Source organism: Faecalibacterium prausnitzii (assembly GCF_003287495.1).
In the GTDB taxonomy this organism is placed as follows: Bacteria; Bacillota; Clostridia; order Oscillospirales; family Ruminococcaceae; genus Faecalibacterium; species Faecalibacterium prausnitzii_I.
On record NZ_PRLE01000003.1, the window covers coordinates 392,761 to 408,880 of the forward strand.

The 16,120-nt window shown below is 60.1% G+C and carries 13 protein-coding genes and 1 tRNA gene; 9 read left to right on the forward strand and 5 right to left on the reverse strand.

Annotated elements, in window-relative coordinates:
- Positions 1-47 precede the first annotated feature (47 nt).
- The 5 genes from C4N22_RS07795 (at position 48) to C4N22_RS07815 (ending at position 7,283) form a co-directional block, all read left to right on the forward strand.
- Positions 48-1,481, forward strand: coding sequence for a Wadjet anti-phage system protein JetA family protein (locus tag C4N22_RS07795; RefSeq protein WP_112148548.1), 1,434 nt, complete (start codon positions 48-50; stop codon positions 1,479-1,481).
- Positions 1,465-2,070, forward strand: a complete 606-nt coding sequence (locus C4N22_RS07800) for a DUF4194 domain-containing protein (protein WP_022257494.1) — start codon at positions 1,465-1,467, stop codon at positions 2,068-2,070. Before C4N22_RS07795 ends, C4N22_RS07800 begins: the two co-directional genes overlap by 17 nt.
- Complete coding sequence (locus C4N22_RS07805) at positions 2,067-5,420, forward strand: ATP-binding protein (RefSeq protein ID WP_112148549.1); 3,354 nt, start codon at positions 2,067-2,069, stop codon at positions 5,418-5,420. Before C4N22_RS07800 ends, C4N22_RS07805 begins: the two co-directional genes overlap by 4 nt.
- On the forward strand, positions 5,413-5,646 hold the full coding sequence (locus C4N22_RS07810; RefSeq protein WP_022257496.1) for a hypothetical protein: 234 nt from the start codon (positions 5,413-5,415) through the stop codon (positions 5,644-5,646). The genes C4N22_RS07805 and C4N22_RS07810 overlap by 8 nt, the downstream gene beginning before the upstream one ends.
- Before the next feature lie 287 nt (positions 5,647-5,933).
- Positions 5,934-7,283, forward strand: coding sequence for an MATE family efflux transporter (locus C4N22_RS07815; RefSeq protein ID WP_112148550.1), 1,350 nt, complete (start codon positions 5,934-5,936; stop codon positions 7,281-7,283).
- A 51-nt stretch (positions 7,284-7,334) separates the two neighbouring features.
- On the opposite strand, the gene C4N22_RS07820 is transcribed toward C4N22_RS07815, so the two are convergent.
- Positions 7,335-7,877, reverse strand: a complete 543-nt coding sequence (locus C4N22_RS07820) for a histidine phosphatase family protein (protein ID WP_112148551.1) — start codon at positions 7,875-7,877, stop codon at positions 7,335-7,337.
- Positions 7,878-7,894: 17 nt separating this feature from the next.
- Positions 7,895-8,107 (reverse strand): hypothetical protein, encoded by a 213-nt coding sequence (locus C4N22_RS07825; protein WP_022256814.1) that lies wholly within the window; start codon positions 8,105-8,107, stop codon positions 7,895-7,897.
- 134 nt (positions 8,108-8,241) lie between these two features.
- On the opposite strand from C4N22_RS07825, the gene C4N22_RS07830 reads away from it, so the two are divergent.
- The 4 genes from C4N22_RS07830 (at position 8,242) to C4N22_RS07845 (ending at position 13,306) form a co-directional block, all read left to right on the forward strand.
- The gene (locus C4N22_RS07830; RefSeq protein ID WP_112148552.1) at positions 8,242-9,162 is read left to right on the forward strand and encodes a LysR family transcriptional regulator; all 921 of its coding nucleotides are present in this window, start codon (positions 8,242-8,244) and stop codon (positions 9,160-9,162) included.
- A 332-nt stretch (positions 9,163-9,494) separates the two neighbouring features.
- Complete coding sequence (locus tag C4N22_RS07835) at positions 9,495-11,000, forward strand: carbon starvation CstA family protein (protein WP_112148553.1); 1,506 nt, start codon at positions 9,495-9,497, stop codon at positions 10,998-11,000.
- A 141-nt stretch (positions 11,001-11,141) separates the two neighbouring features.
- Positions 11,142-12,158 (forward strand): ATPase P, encoded by a 1,017-nt coding sequence (locus C4N22_RS07840; RefSeq protein ID WP_112148554.1) that lies wholly within the window; start codon positions 11,142-11,144, stop codon positions 12,156-12,158.
- A 122-nt stretch (positions 12,159-12,280) separates the two neighbouring features.
- A complete protein-coding gene (locus C4N22_RS07845; protein WP_022256811.1) occupies positions 12,281-13,306 on the forward strand; it encodes an aldo/keto reductase in 1,026 nt (341 codons plus the stop codon).
- A 79-nt stretch (positions 13,307-13,385) separates the two neighbouring features.
- Here the strand turns inward: C4N22_RS07845 and C4N22_RS07850 are convergent, their stop codons facing one another.
- The 3 genes from C4N22_RS07850 to C4N22_RS07860 all read right to left on the reverse strand — a co-directional run bounded on the left by C4N22_RS07850 (position 13,386) and on the right by C4N22_RS07860 (position 15,838).
- Complete coding sequence (locus C4N22_RS07850; protein WP_112148555.1) at positions 13,386-14,753, reverse strand: MATE family efflux transporter; 1,368 nt, start codon at positions 14,751-14,753, stop codon at positions 13,386-13,388.
- A 152-nt stretch (positions 14,754-14,905) separates the two neighbouring features.
- Positions 14,906-14,982 (reverse strand) — tRNA-Arg (locus C4N22_RS07855).
- 79 nt (positions 14,983-15,061) lie between these two features.
- Positions 15,062-15,838: a type III pantothenate kinase gene (locus C4N22_RS07860; RefSeq protein WP_112148556.1), complete on the reverse strand. Its 777-nt coding sequence runs from the start codon at positions 15,836-15,838 to the stop codon at positions 15,062-15,064.
- Positions 15,839-16,120: the final 282 nt, after the last annotated feature.

Here is a 16,120-nt window from a genome sequence, read left to right on the forward strand (position 1 = left end):
TGTGGTACAATAAAAACTGGATTTTATCGAAAGAAAGGAAGCTTCTGATGCAGCTGTTTGAACTGGTCAGCCCCAAGCTTTTCCGCCCGCTGGCGGGGCCCAACCGGGCTTATTATGCGGAGCTGCTGCTTTTGCTGTGGGAGGAGTGCCGCCACACGGCGGATTACAGCCTCTCCCGGGCGGAAGCCGTCTCCCGGGCGGAGGATTACTTTGCTGCCGTGGCAAAGCCGCTGGCGCTGGATGCCGATGGGGCGGGGGATGAGGACGAGCAGCCCACCCGGGACCCGCATCTGCTGGCGCTGGGCTTTCTGCTCCGCCTCCGCCGCACCGGCTGGCTGGAAGAGCAGCCCGGCAGCTATGAGGAAGAGCCCACCCTCGCCTTTGTGCCCGAGGTGACGCCGCTGCTGGAGGCGCTGGAAGAGATCCTGAACCCCCGCGTCGTCACCTACACGGGCAAGCTTTACAAAGCCTGGCAGCTGCTGCGGGGCATCGGGGAAGAAAAGAGCCCCTACGAGAATGTCCTGCACGAGGTGGCGTCCGACCTGGAAGCGCTGAACAGATCCCTGCGGGCCCTCAACGCGTCCATCGGGCATTACATCGACCGTCTTACCCGCAACCGCACCCCGCAGGAAGTGCTGGAGCTGTTTGACCAGTATGAGGAAAAGGTGGTGGCGGCGGCGTACCACCGCTTCAAGACCAGTGATAACCTCTTCAATTACCGCGCCTACCTCGAAGAAGGGCTGGACGAGTGCGAGAACAAGTACCTGCCCCAGCTGGCGCTGGATTATGCCCGGGTGGAGCGCTGCGCCCCCGGCGAGGCCGCGCCCCGGGTGCGGGCCCTCATCCAGAAGCAGCGGGACGCGCTGGAAGAGATGAGCGGCCTTATCCGCCAGATCGACGACAGCCACATCCGCTACCGCAAGCGGGCGGTGCAGCGGGCGCAGTTCCTGCTCCTGAGCGACCGCTCGGCCCAGGGCAGCGTCACGGCGCTGCTCCGCCGCTATGCCGAGGAGATCAAGACGCCGGACCAGCTCTTTGAGCCCGATGACGGCCCGGTGGCAAAGCGGCTCCACCTCTACCCGGTGCAGGTGTTTGGCGCAAAGCCCCTCTACCCGCCGGCGGCTCCCCGCGGCGAGGCCCCGCTGGCCCCGGTGCGGCAGGCCGCGCTGGACCCGGAACAGCTCAAAAAGGAGCAGAAGCTCCTGCTGGATTACGCTCGGATGGCCGTGACCGAAGAAAACGTGGAGCTGCTGGCCCGGCAGGCGCTGGCCGCCCGGCCGCGGGTCACGGCGTCCACGCTGGCCGCCGAGTACCCGGACGATTTTGCCCGGGTCATCGGCCTGCACACCTATTCCCAATCGCCCCGGCGGGACTATGACATCGCCCTCACGGGCGAGTGGGTGGAGCGGGGCGGCTTCCGCTTTGAAGAATTTGTATTGACACCCCGCAGGGAGGACGGAAACGATGGCCGAACCGAATAAAATGTTGGAAGAAACCGCAAACTATCTCCTCAACCACTGCTTTTTGCTGGGCGGGGTGGAAGACCAGCGGGCAAAATATCTCTATGTGCAGGATCATCTCCCGGAGGTGCGGGCCGTGTTCGCGCCGCTGGGCTATGCGGTGCTGCTTTACCCGGCCCCGCTGCAGGCGGCGGCCCTTGTCAACGAGCATGAGGGCAGCCAGGCCCGGCTGCTGAAATACGAGAGCATCCTGCTGCTGGTGCTGCGGCTGCTTTATCTGCAAAAGCGGGAGAGCCTTTCCGCCAGTGCCGATCAGGTGCTGGTGACGGTGGAAGAGGTGCAGGCGGAGCTGCAGAAAATGAATCTGCCCCGCCGCCTCGACCAGCCCACGCTGGAGCGGCTGCTGCGTACCCTGCGCCGCTACAATCTGGCCCGGCCGGTGGGCCGCCTGAGCGGGCTGGACAGCCGCGTTGAGGTGTTCCCCACGGTATTGCTGGCCCTGCCGGACGCCGACCTGGCCGATGCCGCCGCCGAGAGCAGCCGCACCCGGAGCGAGCTGGCTTTGTACGAACGCCCTGACGGGGACGGCGCTGCGGAGGTGGAAGAATGATCGAATTAAAACGCCTGAGACTCATCAACTGGCACAACTTTGAAAACGTCACCTTTGATTGTGCCCGCCTGACCTATATGATCGGCGTCAACGCCGTGGGCAAGACCACGATTTTGGACGCCATCCGCTACTGCCTGACCACCAACCGTAATTTCAATGCCCTGGGCAATAAAAAGAGCGGCCGCACCCTGCAGGGCTCCGTCCACGCCAAGCAGCGCGGTGAGAATGCTTACCGCCGCCCGGGCCGCACCGTGGCCTACATCGGCGCGGAATTCTGGGACACCGCCAAGCGGGTGCCCTTTGTCATTGCCGTCCGGGTGGAGTCGGAGGGCCCCATGCAGGAGCTGCACCCCGGCGACCAGACCTGGTACATCTCGGAAGACGGCTGCACGCTGGAGCAGCTGCCGTTTATCGACCCGCGCACCGGGGCTCCCAGCGCCAAAGAAGACTTCAAGCCCGCCACGGGGCGGCTTTCTTATACCCGCAGCCCCAGCGAGGCCCGGGACCGCATCTGCCGGGCGCTGGGCATTGGCCGCGCGTCCAGCCCGCTGGGCAAAAAGTTCAATGAAGTGTTCCAGATGGGCACCAGCATGGACGAGATCCCCAACTTCCGGGAATTCCTGTATCAGTACATCCTGCCCCAGCCGGAATTAGACCTGGATGCCCTGCAGGGCGACCGTGTGGAGCTGGAAAACCTCCACGCGGTGCTGGCCGAAGCCCAGACCCGTGCCGCCGCGCTGGAGACCATCGTGAACGATGGCCGGGAAGCCGCCGAAAAAGAGACCGCCGCCCTTGTGAACCGGGGCGCGGCTCTGCTGGCCCGTGCCGCTGCCGATGCCGGGGAAGATGCCACCTGGCAGGGCCATCTGGAGGCCGGAAACCGCCAGCTGGAAACCCTGAACGCCCAGTATGAGGCGGCCAAGAACGCCGAGGCCGAAGCCCGCCGGGCCTATCTGGCCGCCCACAGTGCGGCCTCTGCCAGCGGAGAGGGTGCCGCCCTCGACGTCATGACCGAGGAGCTGGCCCGGAAAAAGAGCGCGCTGGACGCTGCCGCCCGCCGTGCTGCCGGGGCCGAAGCCGCGGCAAACAAAGTCACAGCCCTGCTGCAGAGCCTTGGCCGCAGCGGGTTTGCAATTGGAAAAGATCTCTGGCCGGAAGCCCTCCGCGCGGAGACGCTCCCCGGCCTGACCGACGCCCTTTCCGGCGTGGAAAAACCGCTGGAAGAGCAATATTTCGCGGCCCGGCAGGCGGTTGCAGACCTGCTCCGGGAGCAGGGCGCCAAACGGGCGGAACTGGACGCGGTCTCGGGCGGCAAGTGGGTCTACCCCCACGGCGACGCTGCCACCCGTGTGCGGGACGCCGTCAACGCCGAGCTGCAGAGCCGGGGCATGACGCCGGACGCCAAAATTTTCTGCGAGCTGCTGGCCGTGGAAGACGAGAGCTGGCAGGACTGCGTGGAGGCCTGCCTCGGCGACCGCCGCTTTGATATCCTGGTGCCGCCTGCCCACTATGCCGCCGCCAAGAGCGCCTTTGTGGCCCTGAAAGAGAAAGTTGGGCCCATCAGCCTGCTGGATACCCCGGGCATCCGCAAGGCCAACCGCCGGACGGACAAGATCGCCCCGGACAGTCTGGCCGCGCAGGTCACCAGTGAAAACCCGCTGGCCGCCCAGTACGCGGAGACCATTCTGGGCCGCATCGTCTGCTGTGATACACCGGATACGCTGGAACAGTACCCGGACAGCGCTACCCGTGATCTGCTCCGCCACCATCCGTTCCGGCTGGAACGCCTCCGCGCGCCCCAGCGGTATATTGGTCTGGATGCCCGCCGCACCCGCGCCGAGGCCCTGACCGCCGAGCTGGAAGCGCTGGCCGAGCGCCTCCGCGCCGCCGAGCAGACCGAAAAGACCCTGAAAACGGCCTATGACCAGTACCAGAACGCCCTGCGGGGCAAGACGCTGGAGGAGCTTGGCGCTTTGTGGGACAGCCGCGCGGCCCTGACCGCTGCCCGGCAGGCCTACACGGCGCAGGAGCAGCAGCTGGCCGACTGCCGGGAGAACCCCATGCTCCAGCAGCTCTACAAAGAGGAAGAAGCCCGGGAGAAAGCCTGGGACGCTGCCCGCGCTGCCGTGGAGCAGGTGGGCGGGGACATCCGCGTCTGCCAGAAGCAGCTGGCCTCCTGTGAGGCTGAGCGGAAAAAGGCGGTGGAGACAGCGCAGACCAGCGCCGATGCCGCCAATGCATTCTTTGCAAAGTATCCGCTGCTGGAGCCGCTGGCCCGGGAGCGCTGGGCGGCCCTCTCCGGCCCGGACAAGGCAAAGCCCGACCGTGCCGTGGCACAGGCCGCCGAAAAGGCCCAGACCAAGCTGGACGAGGCGTTGCAGCTCTACCTGACCGGGACGCTGGAGCCTGCCCAGAAAGCCTACAACGAGCGGTACGTCTGCGATTATCCGCTGGGCCTTGCGGGGGTAGAGCAGTACCGTGCCCAGTACGAGAGCTTGGTCCGCATTGACCTGGAGCGGTACGCCGCCCGCCTCGAGCAGGCCCAGAAAGACTGCAAGGACCGCTTCCGCAAGGACATCCTCTTCCGGATGAAAGACGATATCTTCAACGCCCGGCGGCAGTTCCGGGAGCTGAACAAGGTGATGGAACAGCTGACCTACGGCGAAGAGGTCTACCGCTTTGAGCTGGAGCCCAGCCGGGATCCCCAGCTGGCGGCGTTCTATCAGGTCATTGTGGACAAAGGCAACCAGCAGATGACCGATTCCGATTCGCTGGACAACATCGCCGCCACCGCCGACCCCGTTTACGAGCGGCAGGTGGATGAGCTGATGGAAAAGATCATGGCCGACGTGGACGAGAACACCCGCGCCCGGCAGGAGGGCCGCCGCCCCGAGGGCGTCACCCTCTCGGACTATGTGGATTACCGCACCTATCTGGATTACGACATCAAAGTTACCAACACGGTGTCCGGCCAGCAGGCATATCTCTCCCGCGTCAGCCGGGATTCCTCCGGCGGCGAGAACCAGGCCCCGTTCTATGTGGCGATCTGCGCCAGCCTGCTGCAAATTTACCAGAAGAGCGAGAACAGCATCCGGCTGGTGCTGCTGGACGAGGCGTTCAGCAAGATGACCAGCGACCGCATCCGCCCCATGATGGAGCTGTTCCGCCGCCTGCAATTGCAGGTGCTGCTCATCTCCACGGTGGAGAAGAGTACGGCCATCCAGCCTTATTGCGACATTACCTATTCTATTGTGCGCCATGGCGACGCCAACGCCATCGCACCGTTTTACCGGCTGACGCCGCCCGCGCCGGAGACCGAAGAGCCCCAAAAGGAGAACGAAGATGAATGAGACGCTGGCAAAATTCTGGCTCTTTGCCACCCACTGGACAGAGCTGGATGTATTTGAGACCGAAGAGGAGCTGAACGACGAGATCGAGCTGCTCCACCGCCAGAACCTGCCCACCAAGGTCCGCGAGCGGACCAACAAGGAGGGCAAAGAGGAGCTGGTGCTCTACGTCAAACAGGCCGACCGCGATTACGCCCGCTACTGCACGGGCTGGCGGCCTGGGATGTGAAACAGAAGAAAGGAACACAGCAAAAAAGAGCACGCAAACGCGTGCTCTTTTTTGCCGTACAAACGAAAAAAATAAACTTGACAATAAAAATGAACTTTGTTATACTCTTTTCTGCTCATCGGAGGGCTGTTTCAACGTAATGAAAAGGCCGGATAAGATGCCGCAGCGAGTGTCTGCCCGGAGGCTGTGTTGGCCGTAGCCACACAGCAGAGGAGGGCAGACATCGTGCTGCTGGTCTTGTCCGGCCTTTTTGCATTTTTTTGGTTCTACCAGGAAAAGGAGATTTCATGGCAAAGCAGAAAATCCAATTATCGGATCATTTTAATTATTCGCGCCTGCTGCGCTTTGTGCTGCCCTGCATCGGTACCATGCTGTTCACGTCCATTTATGGTGTCGTGGACGGTCTGTGTGTCTCCAACTTTGTGGGCAAAACAGCCTTTGCAGCGGTCAACCTGATCATGCCGCTGCCCATGCTCATTGGCACGGTGGGCTTTATGCTGGGCACCGGCGGCAGCGCCATTGTGGGCATCACCCTGGGCGAGGGGGACGAGGACAAGGCGAACCGCTATTTCAGCCTGTTTGTCCTGACGGCGTTCCTTGCTGGCGTGGCGCTCTCAGTGCTGGGCCTGTTCATCCTCCGCCCGGTGGCGATCCTGATGGGTGCCAAGGGCGAGATGCTGGATTTCGCCGTCCGGTATGGCCGGGTGCTGATGGTCAGCGTGCCCACCTTTATTTTACAGAACATGTTCCAGAGTTTCTTTGTCACGGCGGAAAAACCGACACTGGGGTTCTGGTTCACGGTGGGTGCAGGCTGCACCAACATGGTGCTGGACGTCGTGCTGGTGGGCTGGCTCCGCTGGAGCGTGGAGGGCGCTGCCATTGCAACGTTCATCAGCCAGATCGTGGGCGGCGTGCTGCCGGTGTTCTATTTCCTGGACCATAAGACCACCAGCCGCCTGCATCTGGGCAAAACGGAGTTCCACGGCAGCGTGCTCAAAGCGGCCTGCATCAACGGCTCCTCCGAGCTGATGACCAATCTTTCCATGTCACTGGTCAACATCCTCTACAACTACCAGCTCCTCCGCTTTGCAGGCGAGAACGGTGTGGCGGCTTATGGCGTCATCATGTACGCGGCGTTCCTGTTTGTGGCGGTCTTCGTGGGCTATGCCGTGGGCAGCGCTCCCATCGTCAGCTACCACTACGGTGCCCGGAACCATGCTGAGGTGCATAATCTCTATACCAAGAGTCTGCGGCTCATCGGCGTGGTAGCGGTCATCATGACGGCGGTGTCCATGCTCATCATCCCCTATGTGGCAAAGATCTTTGTGGGCTATGATGCAGAGCTGCTGGAGCTGACCAGCCATGCCTTCCGCGTGTATGGCCTGAGTTTCCTCATCATGGGCTTCAACGTCTACGGCTCTTCGTTCTTCACGGCCCTGGGCGACGGTGTGACGAGCGCGCTGATCTCGTTCCTGCGCACCCTGTTGTTCCAGCTGGCGGCAGTCATCCTGCTGCCCATGGTACTCGGGATCGAGGGCGTCTGGCTGGCCGTTACAGCAGCGGAGCTGGCCGCTCTGGTGGTCACGGTGTGTATGTTCATCACCAAAGATAAAGTGTTCCATTACCGGAACGTCTGAGAAAAAAGCGAAAGAGGCTCCCATTGGGAAACCTCTTTCGCTTCTTTCTTGTTACGCGTCAAAATCAAACTTCCGCAGCTCACAATTCTTGATGCCGAACGCCGCGTACTCCGCGTTGGTCATGTTGTGGAAATAGGACTCCACCACCCGGGCGATCCCGTTGTGGGCCACAAGGAGATAGGTCTTGTCGTCCTGTTTGAGCTCGTCCAGCAGGTTGTAGATGCGCTGGGCCAGCTGAAGCATACTTTCGCCGTCGGTGTAGCGGTCGGCAAACTGCATTTTGGCGGCGGTGAACTCCGGGCTGTTGCGGGGCGAGGTGCCCTCAAAGCGGCCGAAACACTGTTCCCGCAGGCGGGGTTCCACCCGCGCGGGCAGGCCGGTGGCAGCCGCCACGGCCAGTGCGGTATCCGCGGCGCGGGAGAGGGGAGAGTACAAAATTTCGTCAAGGACGATGCCGCTGCTTTTGACGGCTTCGCCCAGCTGAGCGGCCTGTGCCCGGCCTTTTTCGGTCAGGGGGCTGTCGGTCATGCCGCAGATCTTATTTTCAACGTTCCAGACGGTCTCGCCGTGGCGGGCAAAATAGACACAGTGCATAAAAACTCCTTGCTGTTTTACTTCACTTTGCTGAGTTTATGGTCGGTCAGGGCGATGGTATCGCCCTCGTTGATGTCAAGGGCCGTGAGCTCTGCATCCGGGTAGGGGAGGACCCGGCGTTCCCCGGCGGCGTTTTCCAGCAGAACGTCACAGAGGACAGGCTGGCCCTCAGGCAGTTCCTCGCAGCCGTACAGCTGCTCCTCGATCCGCAGGACGCGGTAAGTTTCCATGGCGGCTCCCTCCTTTTTATACCCTATTATAAAGCGGAGCGGGAGGGGCGTCAATTGCTTTTCCTTGACAGAGCGTTGCGGCAGCTGATACAATAAAACCAAATTTGATTACCAAGGGCCAAGGAGAGGAAAGCGTGAACATTACCGAACTGCGATATCTGGTAGCCATCATGAAGTGGGGCTCTGTGAGCGCTGCTGCCAAACAGCTGTACGCGGCCCAGCCCAATGTGAGCAAGGCGCTGAAAAATCTGGAAGAAGAATATCACCTGCGCATTTTTGAGCGCTCGTCTACCGGTATGATCCCCACGGAGCAGGGGCGGCATTTCATTGAGCAGGCCGCCCGGATCCTGGAAGAGGTGGACCGCTTGGATCAGGGCGTGCAGGAGGAACAGAAGCGTTGTACCGAGCTGCGAGTTATGATCCCCCATGCCACCTATGCTTCCTATGCTGCGGTGGATCTCCTGGAACGGGCAGCCGGGGTGGAGCAGCTGCGCATCCATATCCGGGAGGGCGGCTCCATGGAGGCGCTGGATTTTGTGCTGCGCCGGGGGTATCACCTGGCGCTGCTGCGGTATGCCATTGAGGACGCGGACCATTACAATTATTACTGCACCCGCCGCGGGCTCAAGATGGAGCCCATCATGGATTTTGAGTACTACCTGCTCACCAATCAGGACGGCCCGCTGGCCAGCCGGGAGATCCACGACCTTTCGGAGTTGAACCAGTATGTGGAGATCCTCCACGATGATTTCCAGCTGCCCGGCGAGGACGGCGGCGACGGCATCCGCTGGCATGTCAATGACCGCCGCCGGGTGCATGTGTATGAGCGGTGCAGCCAGTTCTCGATCCTGCAGCGGATTCCTACGGCCTATATGTGGGCTTCGCCCATGCCCCGGCGGGCACTGGACCAGTTCCATCTGGTGCTCAAAAAGTGCCCGGCCCAGCACCAGAAGATGCGGGATGTGATGGTTTACCCGGACAAAAGTGCTCTCCGCCCGGAGGAACGGGCCTTTATTGAGCTGCTTCACAAGGAGGCGGCCCAGACTGTAAAGTGAAAAAACTCTGAAAAATTGGCGATAAAACAACGGAAATTTAAAATATTGAGCAATCTGTACAAAAATATGCTGAAATTTTTGGCAGCGAAGATCTGAGGCATTCCCGGAAAAAAGCAGTGGAAAATCATGAACAACTTTTGAACGAGAAAACGTCAAAAACGAGATGATTCCACCAAAAGACGATGAAACGCTATATATTTTTTGATATAGCGGTTATACCAGATAGATATTATCCGTATTATGAAAAATGTGTTAACATGAAGCCAGAGATTGATCCCGGCGGCGGGTGGAATGGGGCCTGCCGGACGGGAATCTAAAAGGAGGTTTCTGGTATGATTAGTTTCTTACTCTGTCTGGCGCTCCTGATCATTGGCTACTTTGTCTATGGCAAGATCGTTGACAACACGTTCGGACCGGACGACCGTGAAACTCCTGCTGTCCGCATCAACGATGGCGTTGACTACGTCGTGATGCCGCAGTGGAAGCTGTTCCTCGTCCAGCTGCTGAACATCGCTGGCCTGGGCCCGATCTTCGGTGCTCTGCAGGGCGCTCTGTGGGGCCCTGTGGTGTTCCTGTGGATCACCTTTGGCACCATCTTTGCAGGTGGCGTCCACGATTACTTCTCTGGTATGATGAGTGAGCGCAACGATGGTGGTTCCATCGCTGAGATCACTGGTAAGTACCTTGGCCCCGTGATGCAGAACATCATGCGTGTGTTCTCCGTCGTGCTGCTGATCATGGTTGGTACCGTGTTCGCAGTGGGCCCCGCAGGCCTGATCGTGACCCTGTGCAAGAACAGCGGCATGTCTGGTCTGCTGACCACCACTCTGTTCTGGCTGATCATCATTCTGGTCTACTACTTCATCGCAACCTTTATCTCCATTGATGCCATCATCGGCAAGATCTACCCCGTGTTCGGTATCTGCCTGATCATCATGGCCGTCGGCGTTATTTTTGGCATCTTCACCAACCCCGCGTACACCATCCCCGAGATCTGGGATCACTTTGGTTCCATGCATCCGTCGGGCACCCCCATCTGGAGCTTCATGTTCATCACTGTGGCATGCGGCGCTATCTCCGGTTTCCACTCCACCCAGTCGCCTCTGATGGCTCGCTGCATGAAGAGTGAGAAGCAGGGCCACTTCGTCTTCTACGGCGCAATGGTCTGCGAGGGTATCATTGCTCTGATCTGGGCCGCAGCTGGCTGCTCTCTGTATGAGATCACCGGCGGCCTGAACACCGGTCTGGCAGCTGCTCTGGCTGAGGGCCAGTCCGCCGCCATCTACGATGTCTGCTCCAAGACCATGGGCGGTGTCGGCATTGCACTGGCAATGATCGGCGTTGTCATCTGCCCCATCACCTCTGGTGATACCGCGTTCCGTTCCGCGCGTCTGACTCTGGCCGACTGGTTCAAGATCGATCAGGACAGCTACGCAAACCGCCTGAAGCTCTGTGTCCCCGTTCTGGGTGTCGGCGCTTTCCTGGGCATCGGCAATGCACTGGGCTTCATCAACTACACCGTTATCTGGCGTTACTTCAGCTGGACCAACCAGACGCTGGCTATGATCGTTCTGTGGGCTGCTTCCATGTACCTGTTCCAGGAGAAGAAGAACTACTGGATCACCGCGGTGCCTGCAACCTTTATGAGCGCTGTTTCCAGCACCTACTTCATCCTGGCTCCCGAGTGCCTGGGCGGCCTGCTGAACTCCAAGACGGCGGATGGCGCGACCATCTACAACACTGTAGTGGCTTACCCCATCGGCGTCATCTTCGCAATTGCAATGCTGGCCATCTTCCTGCACGCAACCAAGAAGCACACTGCTAAGAAGACCGCATAACCCATTCCCCAGGCGGCACTTCTTCGTTAAAGCAAAGGCCGACCGCTGACCCCAGCGGTCGGCCTTTTTGTTCAAAAAAGCTTGCAATTTATCCCCCGCAGTGGGAAAATGGGGAAAACAAAAGCAAAGAAGGGAATCGGTATGATCTTCAAACCTGCACAACTGGGTCTGGCTCGTCTGGACGCACACGAGCTGGAGGAGGATAAAAAGGCCTGCCGGAAAATCGGCCCCTGCGGCGTCGGCAAAAAGGCGCTCTACCTCAACAGCTTTTACATTGACCGCCGCTACTACCTGCCCTACGGCAGCATCACCCGCGTGTTCAAGCGGGTGGCCATGAGCGCGGGTGGTTTTACCGGCAAGGGAATGTTCGCCTCTATGGCGTACCTTGTTGTCGAGTACGACGGCGGCAAGCAGAAGCAGTGCAACTTCAAGGACGAGCGGGATGTGGACACCCTGCTGGCTCTGCTGGCCAAGGAGCAGCCGCAGATCAAGCTGCTGAGCGCGGCCGGTGAACAGGTGCTGGAGAAAAAGGAAGCCGAAAAGGCCGCCCGCAAACTGCCGGAGCTCTCCAAGGATGCCCAGCACAGCCTGACCGTGCTGAAAAAGGCCAAAGAGTACCTGGAGGCAAAGCCCGAGATCGCCGAAGAGCTCAGCGCGGCCGAGCGCCGGAAGCGTGCCCAGCTCAAGAGCAAGCCGGTGTATAAGTATGTGGCCCTCATCATCAGCCTGTTCGGCGTGGTGGCGGCGGCTTACGGCATCCACTCGCTGCTCACCCACAGCGGCAATTACGGCATTTACTTTGCCCTGTTTGGTTTTGCGGCCATCTTCCTCTTCTCCAGCTACAACATGATGCCCACTGCCCGGAACAACAACAGCGCCATCATGAAGCGGGCGGAGAAAGCGGAAGCGGCCATGGCGGATTACCTCAAGCCTTACCCGCATGGCACGTTCCCGGTGCCCAGCCAGTATGCCCACCCTGTCGTCCTCAAGCAGATGATGGACGCCGTGGAGGAGGGCCGTGCCGTCACCGTGCCCGAGGCGCTGGAAGCCGTGAAGAACCGCCTGCGGGAGGTCAACGCTGACGTGCAGGTGGAGCAGGAGGAATACGACGAGATCGTCCAGATCAAGGCGATGTTCCTCAACCACGATTATCAGTAAACAAAAAGAACGAAGCCGCTCACCGGAACTTTTCGGTGGGCGGCTTTTGCATCTTGCACCGGAAAGAACGTCGCTTTATAATAAACCCAGAGAGTATTTTGCGAAACAGGAGGTTTCCGTATATGGACATGGTCACTTTGGGCCGCACCGGCATTACGGTGAACAAAAATGGCTTTGGCGCGCTGCCCATCCAGCGCGTCTCTCAGGAGGACGCGGTAGCACTGGCCCGCAAGGCCTACAAGGCAGGCATCCGGTTTTTTGATACCGCCCGTGCCTATACCGACAGCGAGGTCAAGCTGGGCGAGGCGTTCGACGGCATCCGCAGCGAGGTGTACATTGCCACCAAGACGGCGGCACAGAATGCGGAAGACTTCTGGAAAGACCTGCACACCTCCCTGACCAACCTGCGGACGGATTATGTGGATCTGTACCAGTTCCACAACCCGGCATTCTGCCCCAAGCCCGGCGACGGCTCCGGCCTGTACGAGGCGGCGCTGGAGGCCAAGGAAAAAGGGATGATCCGCCACATCGGGATCACCAACCACCGTCTCTCCGTGGCGCGCGAGGCCATTGAGAGCGGCCTGTACGAGACCCTGCAGTTCCCGTTCAGCTATATCTCCGGCGAGCAGGAGCTGGAGCTCGTCAACGCTTGCAAGGAGCATGAGATGGGCTTTATTGCCATGAAAGGCCTCTCCGGCGGCCTCATCACCAACAGCGCGGCAGCCTATGCTTTTGAGGCACAGTACGACGGCGTGCTGCCCATCTGGGGCGTCCAGCGAGAGAAAGAACTGGATGAGTTCCTTTCCTACATCGACAACCCGCCCCGGATGAACGAGGAATTGAAAGCCGTCATCGACCACGACCGTGCCGAGCTCTGCGGCGAGTTCTGCCGTGGCTGTGGCTACTGTATGCCCTGCCCGGCGGGTATTGAGATCAACAACTGCGCCCGCATGTCCCTGCTGCTGCGGCGTTCGCCATCGGCGGCACAGCTCAGCCCCGAGGGCCAGGCCAAGATGAAGAAGATCGAGGGCTGCCTGCACTGCAACCAGTGCAAGGCAAAATGCCCCTACGGGCTGGATACGCCCGCTCTGCTGGCCCGCAACTATGAGGACTATAAGCGGGTGCTGGCCGGAGAGGTCAAAGTTTAAAAGCAGGAGAAAGCAGGATAAGAAAAAGGCAGATGCTGCACAGAATATGCGGCATCTGCCTTTTGGTGTCTTATCGGGGTCAGGCCTGCACGGTGACAGGCTCGTGGAAGAGCTTCATGGAATCGCGGTAGCAGTGGACGAAGTAGATGATCTCGGCAATGGCCGTCAGTGCCCAGGAGCAGGGGTAGAGCAGGTAGAGCGAGGGAATGGTGTGGAAGTGAGCGAAGATGGAGTACACCCAGATCACCCGGAACACGCAGGAACCCATGACGACGATAACAGTGGGTACCACGGTCTTGCCCAGGCCGCGGGAGGCGGCGATCGTGCAGTCCATAAAGGCGGAAATGCAGTAAGCCAGCCCCATTACCTGCACACGCTTCATCCCGGCGTCGATCACAGCGGCCTCCGTGGTGAAGAGGGCCAGGAACTCCCGGCCAAACAGGAACAGGCTGCCGCCAAGCACCAGACCCACGCCGAACGAGTAGGCCAGCGCGATGAAGTAGCTCTTCCGCACGCGGTCGGGTTTGCCGGCACCGTAGTTCTGGCTCATGAAGCTGGCGCAGGCCATGTAGAACGCGGCCATGGCGTCGTAAATCATGCCGTCGGCATTGGCGGCGGCAGAGTTGCCCTTGACCATGAGGGAGTCAAACGAGTTGACGCCTGCCTGAATGAAGAGGTTGGCGATGGCAAAGATGGCGTTCTGGAACCCGGCGGGCAGGCCCAGTGCCAGGATGCTCTTGGTCATGGCGGGGTCCAGCTTGACGGCTTTGAAATCCAGCGCATAGCAGTCCTCTACTTTTGTCAGCGCGTGGAGGATGAGCGCGGCGGAAACGCACTGGGAAATGGCCGAGGCCAGCGCCACACCGACCACGTTCAACTGGCAGACGATGACGAAGAACAGGTTGAGCAGGATGTTCAGCACACCGGCGGTGCTCAAATAGAGCAGAGGCTTTTTTGTTTCGCCAATGGCACTGAAAATAGCATTGCCAAAGTTGAACAGCGCCAGTGCGGGCATTCCCAGGAAATACACCCGCAGATAGAGGATGGCACCGGGAAGCAGGTCTTCCTTGGTGTTCAGCAGCCGGAGCAGAGCGGGGGAGCCCAGCAGGCCCACCAGCAGCAGGACCACGCCTGCAATGATGCTGACGATGAGTGCCGAGTGAACGGTCTTGTGGACATCGTTCGGGTGCCTGGCACCGTAGAACCGGGCCACCAGCACATTGACGCCGTTGCTCAGGCCAATGAGAAAGCCCGTGAACAGGGTGACAAAGATACTGGTGGAACCCACCGCGCCCAGTGCCGTGGAGCCCGCAAAGCGGCCTACGACCGCCACGTCGGACATGTTGAACAGCACCTGCAGCAGGTTGGAGAGGGCCAGCGGCAGGCTGACCAGGAGGATCTGTTTGGCCAGAGGGCCCTCCGTCAGCGTTTTGGTATTCGATTTCATAGCTTCTTAATTCCTATTTTCCTAAACCCAAAGCTTTGCCCGCGCACACCGGGGCAACCTCTATTATAAGGCAGGATCCGACTTTTGCAAGATGATTTTGGGATTCTTGGCAGAAACAAAAATCCCCCGGAACATTTCTGTTCCGGGGGATTTGGTGCGACCGGGAGGATTCGAACCTCTGGCCTTCCGGGTCGGAGCCGAACGCTCTATCCAGCTGAGCTACGATCGCACAATGCACTGACATCTGCCAGTGCAATATAGTATAGCACATGCCGCGGAAAAATGCAAACAAAACCGTTCGGCAAGTTTCAGCCTTTCCGGTTCCGCAGCCAGATCTGGTACAGGCCGTCGGTGATGAGAGTTTCCCGGTAATGGATGGGGGTGCGGCAGGCCTCCCGGATGGAGCGGGGCAGACTGCCGGTAGCATAGAATTTCGCCTCGGGGCCGAGCTCGGCGCGGAAGCGGTCGGCCAGGCCGTCCAACAGCCCGGCGGTGCCCAGGACAAAGCCATTCTGGAGACAGGAGGCTGTGTTTTTACCCAGAACAGAGGCGGGAGCCGGGGCCGAGAGATCGATTTGGGGCAGCTGGGCGGTCTTCTGCACCAGAGAGGCCAGAGAGAGCTGCGGCCCGGGCAGGATGGCACCGCCCACCAGCTCCTGCTTGGCGTTGACGCCCATGATGGAGATGGCGGTGTCGGCTGAGATGACGGCCAGCGGGCCGGGGCATTCCGCAAGGGCAGCGACCACGCCGCAGAGAAGCTCTGCACCCAGCTGGGCAGGGTTGTCCAGCCGCAGCTTGATGCCGCTTTTCAGCCCGGGCCCGACGGTCAGGATGCGGGCACTGCAGAGCATCCGCAACCCGGCCAGCACCTGCCCTGTCAGGGCGGGGACCACACTGCCCAGGATGCCGCCCTCGATCTGGGCGGGAGAGACGTGATAAAGGGAGAGCAGATTCACCAGCCGGATGGCGTATTCATCCGCGGTGCAGGCAATGTCGGAGTGGAGCCGCCCGCAGAATTTCAGGCAGTCCTTTTCATATCCGCCAATCGAGATATGGGTGTTGCCAATGTTGACGGTCAAAATCATGGGTGGGGGGCCTCCTTGCCTATATAATGTAATTATATAATATAACACTCCCCGGAAAACTGCAAGGCCCGTCTCCCCTTGGCAAAGGGGAGACGCTGAGGCCGTGGCCGAAGCGGAGGGGTCGAAACCTGCCCGTTTGCGATTATTTTGGAAGAAAACAGAAAAAACTTGAAAAAAGCAGCAGAAAAGTGTTGACAAAGGTGCGGGTGTGTGGTATTATACTTGAGCGCCAAGCGCTGAGGCAAAAGAATGACTTCCAAAGCCTCAGCGAGAAGCCCTTGA

Coding starts and splice junctions, on each gene's coding strand:
- C4N22_RS07820 (WP_112148551.1), bottom strand. CDS start 7,877: ATGCACTGTGTCTATTTTGCCCGCCACGGCGAGACCGTCTGGAACGTT.
- C4N22_RS07795 (WP_112148548.1), top strand. CDS start 48: ATGCAGCTGTTTGAACTGGTCAGCCCCAAGCTTTTCCGCCCGCTGGCG.
- C4N22_RS07840 (WP_112148554.1), top strand. CDS start 11,142: ATGATCTTCAAACCTGCACAACTGGGTCTGGCTCGTCTGGACGCACAC.
- C4N22_RS07850 (WP_112148555.1), bottom strand. CDS start 14,753: ATGAAATCGAATACCAAAACGCTGACGGAGGGCCCTCTGGCCAAACAG.
- C4N22_RS07835 (WP_112148553.1), top strand. CDS start 9,495: ATGATTAGTTTCTTACTCTGTCTGGCGCTCCTGATCATTGGCTACTTT.
- C4N22_RS07810 (WP_022257496.1), top strand. CDS start 5,413: ATGAATGAGACGCTGGCAAAATTCTGGCTCTTTGCCACCCACTGGACA.
- C4N22_RS07815 (WP_112148550.1), top strand. CDS start 5,934: ATGGCAAAGCAGAAAATCCAATTATCGGATCATTTTAATTATTCGCGC.
- C4N22_RS07845 (WP_022256811.1), top strand. CDS start 12,281: ATGGACATGGTCACTTTGGGCCGCACCGGCATTACGGTGAACAAAAAT.
- C4N22_RS07805 (WP_112148549.1), top strand. CDS start 2,067: ATGATCGAATTAAAACGCCTGAGACTCATCAACTGGCACAACTTTGAA.
- C4N22_RS07860 (WP_112148556.1), bottom strand. CDS start 15,838: ATGATTTTGACCGTCAACATTGGCAACACCCATATCTCGATTGGCGGA.
- C4N22_RS07825 (WP_022256814.1), bottom strand. CDS start 8,107: ATGGAAACTTACCGCGTCCTGCGGATCGAGGAGCAGCTGTACGGCTGC.
- C4N22_RS07800 (WP_022257494.1), top strand. CDS start 1,465: ATGGCCGAACCGAATAAAATGTTGGAAGAAACCGCAAACTATCTCCTC.